We start from the raw sequence: 13434 nt of genomic DNA on the forward strand, positions 1-13434 counted from the left end.
ATGCGGTTGCCATTTTTCATTTTCTCAAGTGCAGGATTCAGTCGTAATTTGGAAAGTGGTGTCTTGCAGATTATGTTCAGAGCTATTTTATTCAATATTGCTTAAAAAAGGTTGACACTCAAAATCAAAGTATATATATTCGCTCCCACAATTCGGTATTTGAGCAACAGCAATACAGGAGTGTTTTTCTGCTGTCTGTACGATGGAAATTAACGAATCTGTCGGGAAACGCTGCTGTAAAATACTGTGTGATCCTCGGTAGCTCAGTTGGTAGAGCGGGTGGCTGTTAACCACCTTGTCGGCGGTTCGAGTCCGTCCCGAGGAGCCAGAACTTTCAGGCTCGAATTTATTTCGAGCCTTTTTTGACTGTAGTCGGGGCGTAGCGCAGCCTGGTTAGCGCGCCTGCCTTGGGAGCAGGAGGTCGTAGGTTCGAATCCTACCGCCCCGACCATCGAATAAAAAAAGCCAATCACTGATTCAGTGGTTGGCTTTTTTTATTCCTGAACAATGAACCTTTCTTCCAGGTATCGGCACTAACATTATAAGGTCATGTTGTGATGGAGACGATGCCGGTCATATTTCCTTCCACAAGAATCTGTAAACATACGAATAGTTTGGAATACAATATGGCGGTTTCAATATCGCGAGATCGAGACTGGTGTCTGTAAAAAGATTTCTGGCTACGCATAAAACTCAGCCTGATAAAACAGGCACATCCTCAATCCGGCTGAGTTCCATGGGTAATCAGAAAAGGATTTATTTTCTTGCTAATCAGATCAAGGGGAGGGGTGAAATGAAAAAACAAACAGGTCGCAGATGGTTGCAATTGGCAATACTGGGGGCGGCAGGCCTGTGTCTTTCTGTAACGGCTGATGCACTTATCATCGATACAACCATTCAGGGGAGTGACGCCATCTGGCTTGCTGGCAGGACTGATTTGACTATCCCGCCGGCAAGTGATCCATGGCCCGGTGGATTGCGCCGGCATGGTTATCCGACTCCGGAAGAAATACAGGAAACGATGCCGCAGGGTTTTGCGGTCAGCGCAGGAGATACAGTGCGGGTTCTGGATCCGACAATCGGGGGGATCAGTTTTTATAATGGTTTTGGCGGCACAGTTTACGGGCCTGATGGAAACGGTTCGCCGGGAGTCAGCCATATCAGTTCTTTCGGTGGGATCAGCGGTTATATTGGGACACAGGGTGCACTGGTCGGACTGTTTTTAAATGATGATATTCCAAATGGTGCAGCTCCAGCCACACTTGATTTTTCAAACTCTGGTCTCGGGGTAGATTTTCTTACCCTTTCACCCGGTCTCGGTCAGGTTTTCTTTATCGGCAATGGAGTGACATCCAGCAATGACTTTCAGGAGTTTTACGCGCCTGTCGGCGCAACCAGGCTGTTTCTTGGAATAACCGATGCTTTTGGGTTCAATGGCAGGCCTGGTGCCTTTGATGATAATGACGGGTCTTATCGGATCAGGGTTGGAATAAATGAAGTGCCGACTGATCCCGTACCGGAACCGGCTGCGATGATCCTGTTTGGTGCAGGTCTCGTAGGTTTGACTGGATTGAGGGTGAGAAAAAACAAGCAATAAGGTAAATCCTGAATCCGGCATCAGGGACGTTCAGGGATTCTGGTCATTTTTTCCAAAATAAAGAGAAGGCAGCGTTGAAAAGTTGCCTTTTGAAAACGGGGACAGCAATGTTCCCGTTTTTTTTATCCAGGCTGAAGGACAGGGCAAGGTCTCTTGACTTTTTCAATGTCTCCTGTAGATTATATTTCCACATGCATCGGAGAATCGGCTGCATGCGGATAATTGGGTACATTGGCCGTTTTTGTTCACGTTGACGGGTACATGTACATTCTATTCTCAGGGCGGGGTGGAATTCCCCACCGGCGGTAATTTCTGATAGGAAAAAGCCCGCGAGCGCCTGTTCTTCAAAGGACAGGGTCCAGCAGATCTGGTGAGAATCCAGAGCCGACGGTTACAGTCCGGATGGGAGAGGATAGTGCAATGGGTGATTAAAAGATTCGCCCTGTTGCCGCGGCCTGACGTTCGTCTGGTCGTTCTTTGCTCCTTTTTGCCCTGGTTCTGGTATATGAAAGGAGAAATTACCATGAATCAGTCTCTGGAAGAACAGTTTGGAAGTTGGCATAGTCGTGTTGAATCGGCATTGGCTGCATTACGCGCAGGCGATGGTGTGTTGCTGGTTGATGATGAAGATCGGGAAAACGAAGGAGATCTTATCTATTCAACAGACCATCTGACAGAAGTGCAAATGGCGCTGATGATACGGGAATGTAGTGGAATTGTCTGTCTTTGTCTGACGGATGATCGTGCTGATGCGCTTTGTCTGTATCCAATGGTTGAGCATAACACAAGTCGTAATAAGACGGCGTATACAATCTCGATTGAGGCCCGGAACGGTGTGACTACCGGAGTTTCCGCGGCAGACCGGGTCACTACGATAAAAACCGCAGTAGGTAGAGATGCAAAACCTGACGATCTCTGTCATCCAGGACATGTATTTCCTCTGCGGGCACAACCCGGCGGTGTGTGCGCCAGGAGAGGACATACTGAAGGAACGGTTGATCTGATGAGGCTGGCCGGGCTTGATCCATCAGGAATACTCTGCGAGTTGACCAATAGAGATGGAACCATGGCCAGGCTTCCTGAAATCATGACATTCGCAGAAAACCATAAAATGGTTGTCCTGACTATTGAGGATATAGTCAGGTACCGGTTACAGCAGAAAAAATAAAAAATAGCCCCTCTTTAGTGGTGAAAAGAGTGTATATTTCAGTAAAAGTCAGGAAAACTATTCATACCTGAATCCTGAATCCGTGAGAGGGTGAGTCGAAGGAAGAGATGTGATTGTAAATTTTATGATTGTATTTCAAGGCGTTAGCAATCAAAATATCATCAGGCCGTCACGGATTCAGGATAATTTGCAAAAGGAGCGCATATGGCTTTGGAAAAGGGAACAGAAATCGGTTTTATCGGTATTGGAGTTATGGGGAAAAGCATGGTCCGCAACCTGTTGAATGGTGGCTTGAAAGTACATGTTTACTCCAGAACAAAGGCAAAGGCAGAAGAGCTGCTCGAAGAAGGGGCAGTATGGGAAGAAAGCGTGGCAGTCCTGGCAGCCGGATGTCCCGTGATTTTTTCCATGGTCGGTTTTCCTGAAGATGTGGAGGAGATTTATCTGGCCGATGATGGTATTCTCAACAATGCTGCTTCTGGAAGTTATGTCATTGATATGACGACATCACAACCGCAACTGGCTGAAAAAATCGCAGGAGCGGCAGAAAAGAAAAATATCTTTTCCCTGGATGCGCCCGTTTCAGGCGGGGATATCGGCGCAAGAAACGGCACACTCTCCATTATGGTCGGTGGCGACAGAAAGGCGTTTGAGCATATTCTGCCCCTTTTTCAATTGATGGGAGAAAACATTGTCCACCAGGGAGAAGCCGGTTCCGGCCAGCACACCAAGATGTGTAATCAGATAGCCATTGCCTCGGGAATGCTCGGAGTCTGTGAAGCGCTTGCCTATGCTGAGCGTTCGGGCCTTGATCAGCGTACTGTCATGGAAAGTATTGAAAGTGGTGCCGCCGGGAGCTGGTCCCTGTCCAATCTTGGGCCGCGGATAATCAATGGTGATTTTTCACCGGGTTTTTATGTGAAACATTTTATTAAAGACATGACTATCGCCCTGGAATCCGCTGCAGCCATGGGGCTGGACACACCCGGACTTGCCAGGGCCAGAGAGCTGTATGAAAAGCTGGCGGCAATGGGATGTGATGAAGATGGTACCCAGGCCCTCTATAAAATGTACAGGATGGAGGATGGCGGTTGATGGGAAAAAATGGTGTGATAAGAGTTGGTGTTATCGGTACCGGCAAGCATGGCAGCAGGTATGTCAACCATATTCTCAATGATATTGACGGACTTGAACTGACGGCAGTCAGCAGGCGTTCAGAAGAGGGGAGACGACAGGGGGAGCGTTGGAACGTTAAGTGGTTCCCGCGCTGGAAGGATCTTGTCAGGGCGGCCTGCGTGGATGTTGTTATTTCCGTTGTACCGCCTTATCTGAATGGAGAGATTGCCGAAGAATGTGGAGGAAACAAAAAGCCGCTGCTCATTGAAAAACCGCTTGGAACAAGCGGAGCTGATGGTGCACGCATTGTAGAGTTGATGGCAGAAGCACAGACTCCCCTCACGGTGGGTCAGACTCTGCGCTATAATCCGGTGGTGCAGGCCTTGAAAAAAGAACTGCCGCAGCACGGGCAGCTGTTTTCCATCTATGCCAATCAGCGTCTTGAACCTTCATCCCTGGGCTGGCATTCGGTCCCGGAGATTGCCGGTGCAGGAATAACGATTCACACTGCAGTGCATATTTTTGATGCCCTGCATTATATAACCGGCAGAAAGATCAGAAGAGTTATGGCCGCAAGCTACCAGTACCATAACGAACAACTTGAGGATCTGGTGACGATTCTGATGGAGATGGATGATAACGTGGTTGGTACGGTGGATGTCTCAAGAGTGGGGAAAGCCCGTTCCGGCAGATATGAGTTTGTCTGTGAGGACGGTCATCTTTACGGGGACCAGGTGCATGGCATAGTGGAGAGTGTCGGAGGAAGCGGCAGAAACGACCCGGTTGCCTTTGCCCCGGTTGGCACGATTGTTCCCCTGCTGGAGCAATGGTGTGAATTTCTTCGGGGCAGGAGAAAAAACCCCGTGCCGGGGGAGGACGGACTGTATGCGGTAAAAGTCTGCGACAGTTGTCTGCAGTCAGCCAGGGCGGGCACATGGGTGGAGATCTGATCCTGGTTGAGCTGTAATATCCGGCACGGGATTCAGGTCGGCTTATTTCTGCTCCTTGAGCAGGTCTCTTATCTCTTCCAGAAGCACTTCCTGCTTTGGTGGAGCCGCCGGTTTGGCTTCTTCCTCTTTTTTCATGTTATTGATCGCCTTTACAGCAATAAAAATGGCGAAGGCGATAATAGTAAAATCAACAATACTCTGGATGAATTTCCCGTAGGAGAGAAGAACGGCCGGTGTTTCTCCGGCAGCCTCTTTCAGGGTGATGGCAAGGTTTGAAAAATCGACACCGCCGAGAATCATGCCGATGGGCGGCATGATCACATCTTTTACAAAAGAGGAGACTATTTTGCCGAAAGCACCACCGATGATGATACCCACCGCCATGTCAACGACATTTCCCTTGACGGCAAATTCCTTAAACTCCTGCAGCATACCCATTATGTTATCCCCCCGACTGTTTTTGTGAGTTTCACTGAGAGACAAGGTCATAAACGGCCTTTGCTCTTGTGTCAGGATAAACAATAATATGGTTTATGCTGTTAAGCCAGTAAGCTTATGGTAAATATTCATCCGGTGGAATTCACCGCAGTTTTGCCAGCCCTCTTTCCAGGTCAAGAATGAGATCTTCCGGGGGTTCAAGGCCGATATGCAGCCGGATGATTCGTTTTCCCGAGTAACGTGAGGGCATCCTTCTTCTCTGGCGGGCTGCGGTCAGCAGGCTTTTGAAACCACCCCAGCTGTAACCAAGACCGAACAGTTCCAGGCTGTCGATGAATTCGGCAAGTTCCCTGTCATTATATTCCTGTTTCAAGGTAAAGCCGAACAGGCCGGAGGAGCCGCTGAAATCACGTTTCCAGAGATGATGTTCCGGGTGACTCGGCAGTGCAGGATGAAAGAGGCAGTCGATTTTCCCATGCTGTTCAAGGTATTTTGCCACCTGTATGGCTGACTGTTCATGCTGCCGCAGTCTGGTTGCCAGACTCCGCAGGCCACGAAGGGCCATATAACAGTCATTTTCCGGGGCGTAAATTTCCATCCGTGAATAAAAATTTTCCAGGATATCAGCGTGGGTATCAGTGACTGTGAGGGCGCCCATCAGGACATCAGAATAGCCGGAGATATATTTTGTTACCGACTGGATGGAGATATCAATGCCGAGATCAAAGGGATTCAGATAAAGGGGTGTGGCCCAGGTGTTGTCCAGGGCGGTGATGATTTTTTTTTCTCTTGCGATGGTCGTGATGGCGGGAATATCCTGAATTTCAAATGTATTTGAACCGGGAGATTCAAGGAGGATCAGTACGGTTTCGGGCCTGATGAAATCCACTATGTTTTTTCCGGCGGAGGGCGGAATAAATGTGGTTTCTATATTGAATCGCGCCAGAATTTTTCTGCAGAAACTGACACCGGGGCCATAGGCATTATCCACAACAAGGATGTGGTCACCGCTCTTTGCAAAACACCAGAACATATTCTGGATGGCCGAGAGTCCGGAGGGAAAAAGCCTGGTGACTGATCCTTTTTCAAGGTCGCACAGAGCCTTTTCAAAGGCGCGCTGGACCGGCATTCTGTCTGTACCGTAGGTAGGACCATCGAATTGTCCTGTTCCGGCCTGGCGCATTTCCTCGTAATTTTTGAATAAAACGGTAGAGGCATGATAAATCGGTGGATTTATGGTAGCCGGGAGTTTTATGATTTCATCTTTCATATCTTTTCTTAGTTCTTATAGTTGATATTCCGAGGATAAAATTTTCCGTAATTGCTCACAGGTACAGCAGCTTTTCACGGTCTCTTTTGTCCGTATAGTAGGCTATAGCGAACAAAAGAGCCTGCAAAAATCTGCGGCACCTGTGATCAGTTACGATTTCCCGGATGGAATCTGGGCAATCAGGTGTTTGAATGTTATTTACTGGAACCGTGAGAAATATGGAAGAAAAACAATTCATTTTTGCTGGCTGGATGATTGACGGCAGCGGTGGTCCTGTTCAGGGTCATGTTCTGTTGGGGATTGAGGATGGTTTCATAACGGATATTGAGAATGGAAGTAATATAAAAAAATTAAAAAATATCGCCCCCCACAGGGTGACAGATCTTTCCCACTGCACAATACTTCCGCCCCTGGTGGACAGCCACCTGCACCTTTTTATGTCGGGTTCTCTTGACCCAGGGATAAGGGAACGTCAGCTTACTGCGGATTGCGGTGAGCTGGAACCTGTTATTGCCCGTCATCTGGGTGATCTGTTCAGTCATGGTGTTCTCGCTGTTCGAGATGGCGGGGACCGTGGCGGATGCGCCCTGGGTTACAGAGAGAAGATGGAAGAGGTTTTTCCGGTCAGGATAAAGACAACCGGGCGGGCCTGGAAACAGAAGAATCGTTACGGCGGTTTAATCGGCAGAAGTCCGGCGGAAGATGAAAGCCTGGCTGAGGGTTTTGTGCGGGAGCCGGATGGGGCTGACTGGGTGAAGCTTGTTAATTCAGGATTAAACAGTCTGAAAAAATATGGCCATGAAACGGCCTGCCAGTTTACGGTCGGGGAAATAACCAATCTGGTTGAGGTTGCTGGTTTACAGGGAAAAAAGGTGATGGTCCATGCCAATGGTGTTCTTCCTGTGAAGGGGGCGCTGCAGGCAGGCTGCCACTCCATTGAGCATGGTTTTTTCATGGGCAGGGAAAATATTGAGCTCATGGCGGAAAAAAATGTGGTATGGGTTCCCACTGTCTATACAATGAAGGCCTACGGGGAAAACGGTGTGGCCGCGTTGGGGGCTGTTGACCTGAAAGTGGTCAGAAAAAATCTGGAACACCAGCTCGGCCAGATGGAAGCGGCCAGGCAGGCGGGTGTAACCATTGCCCTGGGTACGGATTCGGGCAGTCCTGGAGTTCTCCACGGAGAATCCGTGGTCGAGGAAATGAAGTTACTGAAAAAAGCGGGCTTTACCCTGCCTGAAATTGTACAGTGTGCAACCTGCAATGGAGCCCGTCTTCTCGGTATTGAAGAGTTCGGTATTTTAAAAAAAGGAAAGCCGGCAACTTTTCTGGTGTCCAGGGGAACCCCGGGGCAGCTGCCCCGAAAGCTGGCCTATCTGGAAGATATTTATATTGCCGGACGACCCAGCCCGATGTATAGGAAAAATCCTGTGAAAACAGTTTCAACCTGAATCCTGCACCAGGCAGGCACGTAATCATCGTTTGCCTGCCGCTGTCTCGGTCGCACAACTGCTTTCTGAATTTTACAGTTTCTGTACATGTCCCTCGTAGCGCCGGAGATAGATATCGGACAGGGTGAGGAATGCGGTGATGATCAACGGGCCGTAGATGATACCCAGAACTCCATAAACCTTAAGGCCGCCGATAATGGAGAGAAAGACGAGCAGAGTATGCATTTTTACCTGGGTCCCCACCATTTTGGGTTTGACGAGGTATTCGATGGAAAACGAGAGAATGATGTAGAAAACGAAGAGGAAAACACCTTCTCCAGTGCGGTGGTTGATGACCAGGATAATGGAAGTTGGAATCATTACCAGGCCGATACCGAAAATGGGGAGGAAGGCGAGGATAGCCATGATTGCCCCCCACAGCAGGGGGGAATTCAATCCCAGGATGGAGAATACGGTGCCGCCAAGAATGCCCTGGATAAGGCCGCACACACCGTTTCCCTTGAGGATGGCATTGGCGATTTCCTGAAATTTCTCGATGAGGATTCGGTTTTCGTCTTCAGGCAGTGGCGAGAGCCTGATCATGTAGTCCACCAGTTTCGGCTGGTCTATCAGGAGAAAGAAGATAACCAGAATCATGATAAAAAAAAGAAAAAGAAACTGCAGGATATTGGCGGCCCATGCACTTGCCTGGTTATAAAGCATAAGGCCGCCTTTTTTCGCCAGATAGGAAAATGAGTCTGAAACCTGTGATGGGTTGAATTCAAATCCCACTTCCCTGAGCTGATCCTGCAGCTGCAGGATCAGCGGGCTTTCCTGGATAAACTGCTGGAGCTTCAGTCCCACCCGGCTGTCTCTTCCCCAGTTATACAGGTTGAGGGCTTCATCGGTCAGCGCAAGGATAAAGAGAACCAGTGGGATGAAAACAATAGCGATGATGAGAAGGCAGGTGAGTACCGAGGCCGCGGATTCCGGCATTTTCTTTTCCAGGTAACCATATATCGGCCTGAACAGGTTGGTCAGCAGGAAGGAGAGGACCAGTATGGACCAGAAAGGCCACAGGATTCTGCCAAAATAGAAGATGGAAATCAGAAAGACCAGAAGAAAATATTTTATCCCCATGGCACTTGGTGGAGTGTCCTGTGCGGGAAGTTGAGTGCTGGATTTCTTCATTATCTTTGTTGGTTTCAGGTTCGGCCCGAATCGTTCAGAAGTAATAAAATCATCGACTTGCTAACCCTGTGACCAGTTACGTTGAGTCGTTTTAAGGTTGCAATTCTCTGGAAGGCTGAAGTATCCTGCTCACTTCAGCTGACAAGTGTTTGTCCGCAAACAAGGTGATTTCAGCCCGGATATAATAAAATCACAGAGTTGCTCCCCCTGCGATCAATTACACAAAGAGTTATAAACACGGTGAGCAGTTACAGGAAAAGTATATATCCTCTTGTGGATTAAGAAAAGAAAAATAAGCAGTTGCAAGGAGATTTGTATAATGTGGGAAGATCTTGAGGTTGCATTGGAAAAAGTGGCAGGTGATCGGCGAAAAGAAAAACCGGACGAAGATAATCTTGGCTTTGGCGTTCATTTCACGGATCATATGTTTCTGATGAAATGGGACAGGGAACGTGGCTGGCATGACGCGAAAATCTGCCCCTTTGATGATTTCAGTCTTTCTCCTGCGGCCATGGTGCTCCATTACGGGCAGGCAATTTTCGAGGGAATGAAGGCATACCGTGGAGAGGATGATCAGATTTATCTGTTCAGGCCTGCGGAAAATTTCGAGAGAATGAACAATTCCGCGCTGCGGATGTGTATGCCGCGGATTCCGGTTGAGAAGGTTGTGAAATCGTTGAAGGCTCTGCTCTATCTGGACAGGGAATGGATCCCGAAAAGTGACGGTTCTACACTTTATATCCGTCCGACAATGATAGGCGCCGAGGCGGCCCTGGGGTTGAGGCCCGCCGGGGAATACTGGTTTTATATTATCATGTCTCCCGTTGGAGCCTATTATAAGGAAGGGTGCAATCCGACGAAAATCTATGTCAGTGACGAACATGTGCGTGCCGTCAAAGGGGGGGTAGGTAATGTCAAGACCGCCGGTAATTACGCAGCTTCCCTGTTCACCGCAAGTCTTGCCGAAAAGGCAGGTTGCACCCAGGTTCTGTGGCTGGATGGTTGTGAACATAAATTTGTGGAGGAGGTGGGAACCAGCAATATCTTTTTTAAAATTGATGATGAACTGGTTACACCACCCCTGGAAGGCTCCATTCTTCCTGGCCTCACCAGGGATTCGGTGATAAAACTTGCGGAGTCCTGGGGAGTAAAAGTTGTTGAAAGAAAGCTGGCCATAGGGGAGGTTCTGGAGGCCATTGAAGAAGGACGATTGACGGAGGCATTCGGTACCGGGACCGCGGCGGTTATTTCTCCTGTCGGGGAACTTTTTTACCGGGGGAAAAATTACGTAATCGGTGATGGAAAGAGCGGTGAACTGTCACTCAGACTGTTTACTGATCTGCAGGCAATTCAGCGGGGTGAAAAAGATGATCCGTTCAGGTGGGTTGTACGCTGTGGATGAAATTATATTTTAGCGTAAAAACGGTAAGATGTGTAATGGTAACCGTGTTGCGGAAGGTGGCTGTTTTTTTTTTGGTTTTCGCCCTTGATTTTTAAAAAAGCAATCATATAGTTTTGCGCAGTTTTAGGCATCGGCCCGAAAATCGGGTGGAAATTAACACGGGATTCCATGTATATACAAAAAATCGATGGACCCTTTAGGAAACAAACTATTTGTAATGTAGGAGGTAGTGATGAAGATTCGTCCATTGAACGATCGTCTCTTGGTAAAAAGGTTGGCAGAAGAAGAGAAAACTGCTGGTGGTATCATTATCCCGGATTCCGCCAAAGAAAAGCCGGCCGAGGGTGAAGTTGTTGCAGTAGGACCTGGAAAAATGGGTGACAAAGGCGACAGAATAGCTCTTCAGGTAGCGGTCGGAGATAAGGTTCTGTTCTCCAAATATGGTGGAACCGATGTGAAACTCGACGGCGAAGACTATCTTATCATGCGTGAAGACGATATCCTCGGTGTTATCGAATAAAACAGTCGAACTGGATCAGGTTTAAACAAGAGAGTACCTGTCGGATGCTTTGTCGGAGCTGGATGTGGAAAAAAGTATCAGTCGGGTGCTGCATTATAAAGTGTAAATCATCTTGATCTTTTTAAATGAGATCATGTTGAGCAAAGGGAGAAAGTAATAATGGCTGGAAAAGACATTAAATATGGAGTTAAGGCCCGCGAGTCTATTCTCAATGGTGTAAATATCCTCGCCGACGCGGTGAAGGTGACCCTCGGTCCCAAGGGACGTAATGTACTGATCGATAAATCTTTTGGTGCCCCGACCATCACCAAGGACGGCGTAACTGTTGCCAAGGAAATCGAGCTTGCCGACAAGTTTGAGAACATGGGTGCCCAGATGGTGAAAGAGGTAGCTTCCAAAACCTCCGATGTTGCCGGTGACGGTACCACCACGGCAACTGTTCTTGCCCAGGCGATCTATACTGAAGGCGCCAAGCTTGTCGCCGCAGGTGGTAATCCCATGGAGATCAAGCGCGGTATTGATAAAGGTGTTGATGTGATCGTGGAAGAACTGGCAAAGATTGCCACTCCAACCAAAGAGCAGAAGGAAATTGCCCAGGTTGGAACAATTTCCGCCAACAGTGACGAGACCATCGGTAATATCATTGCCGAGGCAATGGACAAGGTTGGAAAAGAAGGCGTCATCACCGTTGAGGAAGCCAAGTCCATGGATACAAGCCTTGATGTCGTTGAAGGTATGCAGTTTGATCGTGGTTACCTCTCACCCTATTTCGTAACCGATCCTGATCGTATGGAAGTTGCCATGGAAGATCCTTATCTGCTTCTCGTGGAGAAGAAGGTGTCCAATATGAAAGATCTTCTTCCTGTTCTTGAGTCTGTTGCAAAAATGGGCAAAGGACTTTTCATCATCGCAGAAGATGTTGACGGTGAAGCTCTGGCTACCCTGGTTGTCAATAAACTGCGCGGTACCCTGAATGTTGCCGCTGTTAAAGCTCCCGGTTTTGGTGACCGCAGGAAAGCAATGCTCGAAGATATTGCCATCCTGACTGGCGGACAGGTCATTTCCGAAGATCTCGGTATCAAGCTTGAGAATGTGACCATCAATGATCTCGGGACCTGTAAACGTATCGTGACCGATAAGGACAATACAACAATCGTAGACGGTGGTGGTGACAAAGAGAAACTTTCTGCGCGTGTCAAGCAGATCCGCAATCAGATTGAAGATACCACTTCCGACTATGATCGTGAGAAGCTCCAGGAGCGTCTTGCCAAACTGATCGGTGGTGTTGCCGTTATTAATGTCGGTGCTGCAACCGAGATTGAGATGAAAGAGAAGAAAGCCCGTGTTGAAGATGCTCTCAATGCAACCCGTGCAGCGGTTGAAGAGGGAGTTGTTCCCGGTGGTGGTGTTTCTTATATTCGTTGCCTTGGTGCTCTTGAGAAACTTGAGCTTGATGGTGAACAGGAGCTTGGCAAGAAGATTCTTCTCCGCGCCCTTGAAGAGCCGGTACGTCAGATTGCCAATAATGCCGGTCGTGAAGGTTCTGTAATTGTTGATGCTGTTAAGAATCTCGAAGGATCTAATGGTTTCAATGCTGCAACCGAAGAGTATGAAGATCTCATTGCTGCAGGTGTTATTGATCCTGCAAAGGTAACCCGCACCGCACTGCAGAATGCTGCATCCGTTTCCGGTATGCTGCTGACCACTGAGTGTGTGATTGCCGATCTGCCGGAAGATGATAATGCTGGCGGAATGCCTGGTGGTATGCCTGGTGGTATGGGTGGAATGGGCGGTATGGGTGGAATGGGTGGAATGATGTAATTATTCCCTGTTTCACAGGTATCGACCTGTATCAGGCAGTAAATGAAGGGGAGGCCTTGGAAAGGCTTCCCCTTTTTTTGTTTTTTTTTAATGGAAAAATAAATTCATAAGGTGGAAATTCATTGACACCCAATGAGTAATAGTGTAATTATTTTCGCCTTACTGCAAGGCGATGTAGCTCAGATGGTTAGAGCATACGGCTCATATCCGTAGTGTCCGGGGTTCGATTCCCTGCATCGCCACCACTACACATTCCAGTATCATCCGATACTGTCCGAAAAGGCCCGAAATATCGGGCCTTTTTCTTTTTCTGCTGTCCGGCAAAGTTCAGTGAGATAGAGTGAAATCCACGGGTTTTAGGGGCTTTTTTTGAGAGCAAAAGGCCCCCAAGGCAAAACGGAGGCCCCCAAAACGGAGGGAATTCCCATGCCTGAACGGATTGCGCCGCTTACCGATACCAAAGTCAGAACCGTCAAACCTGGTAAAAAACCCCAAAAACTCTTTGACGGTGGGGGCCTGTTTCTTCTGGTT

Annotated in this window: 11 protein-coding genes, 3 tRNA genes and 1 riboswitch; of the genes, 11 read left to right on the plus strand and 3 right to left on the minus strand. The window is 48.3% G+C overall.

Annotated elements, in window-relative coordinates:
- Positions 1–252: 252 nt before the first annotated feature.
- From ACXLDX_RS06190 to ACXLDX_RS06215, 6 genes are all read left to right on the plus strand, one after another.
- Positions 253–328, plus strand: a tRNA-Asn gene (locus tag ACXLDX_RS06190).
- Positions 329–373: 45 nt separating this feature from the next.
- A tRNA-Pro gene (locus ACXLDX_RS06195) sits at positions 374–451 on the plus strand.
- 342 nt (positions 452–793) lie between these two features.
- The gene (locus tag ACXLDX_RS06200) at positions 794–1597 is read left to right on the plus strand and encodes a PEP-CTERM sorting domain-containing protein (protein WP_457576326.1); all 804 of its coding nucleotides are present in this window, start codon (positions 794–796) and stop codon (positions 1595–1597) included.
- A gap of 268 nt (positions 1598–1865) precedes the next feature.
- A riboswitch (FMN riboswitch) is annotated at positions 1866–2015 on the plus strand.
- A 105-nt stretch (positions 2016–2120) separates the two neighbouring features.
- A complete protein-coding gene (gene ribB / locus ACXLDX_RS06205; protein ID WP_457576327.1) occupies positions 2121–2765 on the plus strand; it encodes a 3,4-dihydroxy-2-butanone-4-phosphate synthase in 645 nt (214 codons plus the stop codon).
- A 204-nt stretch (positions 2766–2969) separates the two neighbouring features.
- Positions 2970–3860: an NAD(P)-dependent oxidoreductase gene (locus ACXLDX_RS06210; protein ID WP_457576328.1), complete on the plus strand. Its 891-nt coding sequence runs from the start codon at positions 2970–2972 to the stop codon at positions 3858–3860.
- Positions 3860–4831: a Gfo/Idh/MocA family protein gene (locus ACXLDX_RS06215; RefSeq protein WP_457576329.1), complete on the plus strand. Its 972-nt coding sequence runs from the start codon at positions 3860–3862 to the stop codon at positions 4829–4831. Before ACXLDX_RS06210 ends, ACXLDX_RS06215 begins: the two co-directional genes overlap by 1 nt.
- Positions 4832–4873: 42 nt before the next feature.
- On the opposite strand, the gene mscL is transcribed toward ACXLDX_RS06215, so the two are convergent.
- On the minus strand, positions 4874–5269 hold the full coding sequence (gene mscL, locus ACXLDX_RS06220) for a large-conductance mechanosensitive channel protein MscL (RefSeq protein ID WP_457576330.1): 396 nt from the start codon (positions 5267–5269) through the stop codon (positions 4874–4876).
- A 142-nt stretch (positions 5270–5411) separates the two neighbouring features.
- Positions 5412–6539 carry a cystathionine beta-lyase gene (gene metC, locus ACXLDX_RS06225; RefSeq protein WP_457576331.1) on the minus strand — a complete coding sequence of 376 codons (1128 nt, stop codon included), beginning with the start codon at positions 6537–6539 and terminating at the stop codon, positions 5412–5414.
- Positions 6540–6730: 191 nt separating this feature from the next.
- Between metC and ACXLDX_RS06230 the strand changes: the two genes are divergently transcribed.
- A complete protein-coding gene (locus tag ACXLDX_RS06230) occupies positions 6731–7990 on the plus strand; it encodes an amidohydrolase family protein (protein ID WP_457576332.1) in 1260 nt (419 codons plus the stop codon).
- A gap of 72 nt (positions 7991–8062) precedes the next feature.
- On the opposite strand, the gene ACXLDX_RS06235 is transcribed toward ACXLDX_RS06230, so the two are convergent.
- Positions 8063–9160 carry an AI-2E family transporter gene (locus tag ACXLDX_RS06235; RefSeq protein WP_457576333.1) on the minus strand — a complete coding sequence of 366 codons (1098 nt, stop codon included), beginning with the start codon at positions 9158–9160 and terminating at the stop codon, positions 8063–8065.
- 319 nt (positions 9161–9479) lie between these two features.
- On the opposite strand from ACXLDX_RS06235, the gene ACXLDX_RS06240 reads away from it, so the two are divergent.
- From ACXLDX_RS06240 to ACXLDX_RS06255, 4 genes are all read left to right on the plus strand, one after another.
- Complete coding sequence (locus tag ACXLDX_RS06240) at positions 9480–10562, plus strand: branched-chain amino acid aminotransferase (RefSeq protein WP_457576334.1); 1083 nt, start codon at positions 9480–9482, stop codon at positions 10560–10562.
- Between the two features lie 232 nt (positions 10563–10794).
- Positions 10795–11082, plus strand: coding sequence for a co-chaperone GroES (groES, locus tag ACXLDX_RS06245; RefSeq protein ID WP_457576335.1), 288 nt, complete (start codon positions 10795–10797; stop codon positions 11080–11082).
- Between the two features lie 159 nt (positions 11083–11241).
- Positions 11242–12903: a chaperonin GroEL gene (gene groL / locus ACXLDX_RS06250; RefSeq protein WP_457576336.1), complete on the plus strand. Its 1662-nt coding sequence runs from the start codon at positions 11242–11244 to the stop codon at positions 12901–12903.
- Between the two features lie 168 nt (positions 12904–13071).
- Positions 13072–13148 (plus strand) — tRNA-Met (locus ACXLDX_RS06255).
- Positions 13149–13434: the final 286 nt, after the last annotated feature.

It is taken from the genome of Desulfomarina sp. (assembly GCF_054039375.1).

What these genes read in the sequence shown, in the direction of transcription:
- ACXLDX_RS06200 (WP_457576326.1), top strand. Translation starts at nt 794, where the DNA reads ATGAAAAAACAAACAGGTCGCAGATGGTTGCAATTGGCAATACTGGGG.
- ribB (WP_457576327.1), top strand. Translation starts at nt 2,121, where the DNA reads ATGAATCAGTCTCTGGAAGAACAGTTTGGAAGTTGGCATAGTCGTGTT.
- ACXLDX_RS06210 (WP_457576328.1), top strand. Translation starts at nt 2,970, where the DNA reads ATGGCTTTGGAAAAGGGAACAGAAATCGGTTTTATCGGTATTGGAGTT.
- ACXLDX_RS06215 (WP_457576329.1), top strand. Translation starts at nt 3,860, where the DNA reads ATGGGAAAAAATGGTGTGATAAGAGTTGGTGTTATCGGTACCGGCAAG.
- mscL (WP_457576330.1), bottom strand. Translation starts at nt 5,269, where the DNA reads ATGGGTATGCTGCAGGAGTTTAAGGAATTTGCCGTCAAGGGAAATGTC.
- metC (WP_457576331.1), bottom strand. Translation starts at nt 6,539, where the DNA reads ATGAAAGATGAAATCATAAAACTCCCGGCTACCATAAATCCACCGATT.
- ACXLDX_RS06230 (WP_457576332.1), top strand. Translation starts at nt 6,731, where the DNA reads ATGTTATTTACTGGAACCGTGAGAAATATGGAAGAAAAACAATTCATT.
- ACXLDX_RS06235 (WP_457576333.1), bottom strand. Translation starts at nt 9,160, where the DNA reads ATGAAGAAATCCAGCACTCAACTTCCCGCACAGGACACTCCACCAAGT.
- ACXLDX_RS06240 (WP_457576334.1), top strand. Translation starts at nt 9,480, where the DNA reads ATGTGGGAAGATCTTGAGGTTGCATTGGAAAAAGTGGCAGGTGATCGG.
- groES (WP_457576335.1), top strand. Translation starts at nt 10,795, where the DNA reads ATGAAGATTCGTCCATTGAACGATCGTCTCTTGGTAAAAAGGTTGGCA.
- groL (WP_457576336.1), top strand. Translation starts at nt 11,242, where the DNA reads ATGGCTGGAAAAGACATTAAATATGGAGTTAAGGCCCGCGAGTCTATT.